The organism is Acinetobacter sp. ACNIH3, from assembly GCF_002918965.1.
GTDB classification, from domain to species: Bacteria; Pseudomonadota; Gammaproteobacteria; order Pseudomonadales; family Moraxellaceae; genus Acinetobacter; species Acinetobacter schindleri.
The window spans coordinates 1-3,493 of sequence record NZ_PQLP01000092.1 but is presented as its reverse complement, the minus strand read 5'-3'; the positions used below and the strand labels follow the sequence as shown (position 1 = coordinate 3,493).

Annotated in this window: 4 protein-coding genes; 3 read left to right on the top strand and 1 reads right to left on the bottom strand. The window is 33.5% G+C overall.

The features are described 5' to 3' along the window. Positions 1 to 339 precede the first annotated feature (339 nt). Positions 340 to 1,410, bottom strand: coding sequence for a zinc-dependent alcohol dehydrogenase family protein (locus C3420_RS16485; RefSeq protein WP_000646533.1), 1,071 nt, complete (start codon positions 1,408 to 1,410; stop codon positions 340 to 342). An 823-nt stretch (positions 1,411 to 2,233) separates the two neighbouring features. On the opposite strand from C3420_RS16485, the gene C3420_RS16480 reads away from it, so the two are divergent. The 3 genes from C3420_RS16480 to C3420_RS16470 all read left to right on the top strand — a co-directional run bounded on the left by C3420_RS16480 (position 2,234) and on the right by C3420_RS16470 (position 3,419). Further along, positions 2,234 to 2,542, top strand: a complete 309-nt coding sequence (locus C3420_RS16480) for a hypothetical protein (protein ID WP_004811820.1) — start codon at positions 2,234 to 2,236, stop codon at positions 2,540 to 2,542. Between the two features lie 100 nt (positions 2,543 to 2,642). Continuing rightward, positions 2,643 to 3,023 (top strand): hypothetical protein, encoded by a 381-nt coding sequence (locus C3420_RS16475; RefSeq protein WP_004811821.1) that lies wholly within the window; start codon positions 2,643 to 2,645, stop codon positions 3,021 to 3,023. Positions 3,024 to 3,134: 111 nt separating this feature from the next. Further along, entirely contained in the window at positions 3,135 to 3,419 is a 285-nt protein-coding gene (locus C3420_RS16470) for a hypothetical protein (RefSeq protein WP_004811823.1), read from the top strand. Positions 3,420 to 3,493 lie beyond the last annotated feature (74 nt).

Genomic DNA, 3,493 nt, shown 5'->3' with positions numbered 1-3,493 from the left:
AACGCATTTCGTATAAGGTGTATTATGTTAAGTTTAGAAATACTTATAAAGACGAGTGAATTTTCTACTTTTAAACTAGCTTAATTTTTGGGAGCATTACCTACGGATAAAAAAGATAAAATAAATAAAGTTTATAGTTCTCAAAAGTGGTGGAAGAAGAAGAGTCTAAAAAGAGAAGTTTTTGGAGTCGTTTTTTTCTTCCTAATGGATAGAGTGAATATCATAAAATAAGTTACAGGTTCTGGGAGCAAGTAAGATTACTATCATCAAAGTATATTAATTCAGAACAGTCGCTAAAAAAAATCGAGGCATGTGCCCCGATTTTTTATTCTTTGATTATTAAAAATCAATAATTACTTTCATTGCTTTTTCTTTTGCTGCATTAATGAATACATCATATGCTTTTTCAATTTCATTAAATTTAAAATGATGCGTTGCTAACTTTTCCATTGGAAGTTTTCCAGAACAACAAGATTTTAATAGCATTCCTGTAGTATTTGCATTCACTAAGCCAGTAGTGATTGTTAAATTTTTAATCCATAATTTTTCAAGAGAAAAGTTCACAGACTTACCATGCACACCAACGTTAGCTAAATGTCCGCCTTCTTTGACAATGTTTTGACAAATATCCCAAGTAGGCTCAATTCCTACAGCTTCAATAGCACAATCAACACCACGTTGATTAGTTAACTCCATTACGCGTGCAATAGCATCTTCTGTTCCCGAATTAATTGTATCCGTTGCTCCTAACTCTTTTGCCATAGCTAAGCGGTTTTCATCCATATCAATCATAATGATTTGACTTGGAGAGTAAAATTGAGCTGTTAATAGTGCACTCATACCAACAGGGCCGGCACCAACAATAGCCACTGTATCACCAGGCTTAATATCCCCATTTTGAACACCAATTTCATGAGCTGTAGGTAGAGCATCAGAAAGTAAAACAGCTACATCTTCATTTAAGCCTTCAGGTAGCACATATAATGAAGTATCAGCAAAAGGAGTACGTACATACTCAGCTTGAGTTCCATCGATCATGTATCCCATGATCCAACCACCATCATTGCGACAATGAGAATATAACTGTTTTGCACAGTTTTCACATGTACCACAACGACTTACGCATGAAACAATTACTTTATCGCCAACTTTGATATTTTTTACTGATGAACCAATTTGTTCAACAATACCAATACCTTCATGACCTAAAATACGACCATTGAATGAACCATTTTTTTCTTGTTCTTTTTGTTCAATTTCAGGATTTTTACCTTTATAAATACCAAGATCCGTTCCACAAATTGTCGTTTTTGTCATTTTAATAATGGCATCTGTCGGATCAATTAGTTCTGGTTTTTTGCGTTCCTCGAATCTAATATCATGATCACCATAATAAACCATTGCTTTCATTATATTTTCCATAATATATCCTGTTCAATTAAGTTGGTGGACTCAAGCCACAAGAGCAAACGTATAAAAACTTTCCAAACAATGTCGATGTTACCCAACAAGGGAAGCAGCAATATTAATTCGTATTCTAGACACATATCCTAGTTTTATCTAAAAAAATTGTATTAAAAATGGTAGGGGAATACTCCCTCAAATTAACCGATTTTAAAGCTATAAAATGATTGATTTAACATAATGGGCGTTATACGAAATGCATATTTTAAACACATAAAAATCAAATACTTGTGTTATAGTGATAATGCTCGACGATGTCGAAAAGCTGACTTGGAAACAAGTCGGCTTTTTTATGAGCGGTTTTGATAGTTCTTGCCAATAAATTTGTTTAAAAAGTAATCAATTTTAGCATTTTTCCAATGTTCTCAATTCTTCCAGGTTGAAAACTATCCCCAATTGCTGGGGATAAAATTTAGGCTATTTTGTACGCTTTGGCTCACATGAAACTCGGCCCTTTGCTGCTATGCGGCATACTGGAATTTTCCTATGATGAACTCATCAGGAACAGGAAGTTCCATAACATAAAACAAGAATTATAAGTTATTGCACATGGACCAGAGGGTACAAAAGCACAATCAGCAACGATGAAAAACCCCGGCAGGATGCCGGGGTTTTTTATTTTTTAAACTTTTAAGTGTATATACATTTTTTTTAATTTTTATGCCTTGAATAACATAAAATCATCACCATATAACAGTTTGTGTATGTATTTAACAATAAAACGTATATACACGGATCGTTTATAACTTTAGAATATGGAGTATACAAAGTGTCATGTGATGAACCCGAATTAGAATTTCGCTTCTCTGATCAGATTCTACAGAAACTGGATGAGAAGCATGGGGTCACAATTGAAGAAGTCTATGAAGCTTTTGATAATAGTGATGGAAGAACCCTGATAGATACACGAGACCGGCATAAATCGCATCCACCTACGGAATGGTTTATTAGCCAAACTCGAAAAGGTAGGTCCCTTAAAATTTGCTATATATTTGACGAAGATAAAAACATTATCTTTGTTAAAACGGCATACGAGCCTAATGCAGAAGAAGTTCGAATCTTCAACAAATATGCTTAATGCCACAACGCGTTAGTGGGGGGATTCCCCCCTTAACTCATCTACATATTGAAGTAGATGCAATCTCAATAGATTGTAAATTAATAATTAGAGTAAAGTTATGAAACAAGACAAAGCTGCAAACACTCAAGATAACATCTTTGAAGATGTTGCTCAGTGGGAGTCTAGAAATCTAGGGGCCGACGAGTCATTTGTGAAGGCTAAAGGCATGTCTAAAAAGCTTAAAAATCTCTTGAATAATAGAACTTCACAAAAAATGCAGATGATATCTATACGTTTACCATCGACATTAATAGAGGATTTAAAAAATATCGGTGAAGTAGAAGGTATCGGATATCAAGCATTATCTCGTGAGATTCTTCAAAGATTTGTAGATGCTGAAAATAGAAAAAAATTTAATGATGTTGTAGCGCAAAAAAGAGAGTTACAACGTCAAGTAGAACTAATGGAAGCACAACTTAAAGAGCTGAAACATGCTTAAAATATGATACCTTTTATTCCATAAAAATAAACGATCCCAGAACAGCAAGGTATTACCTTGCTGTTCTGCATTATGAAGTAAATAATAGTTAATTAAGGAATTAATAACCGTATGTTAAATATAGAAAATAATTTAATAATTCATGAAAAAATCGATCAAGACGTTACTATCTTAAAAGGCGGCTTTTTAACTCTTCATGGGCAAATTACTAGAAACCTATATATTCAAGCTGGTGGTACAGCTGTTATTCATGGAATGGTCGTTGAGAATCTTTATATTGATCCTCAAGGTACAGCAATTGTTAATGGCATGGTTTGTAAGGATGTGCTTAATAAAGGAAGTTTTTCAGCCACAGGAATGGTATGTGGAAATGTAATTAATTTAAGTAAGGATTAAATAATTTCTTTTTTGTGCAGAGCCTTAATACAGAAGTTTTATTTAACATAAAATCTCTTATGCGAAATTACATA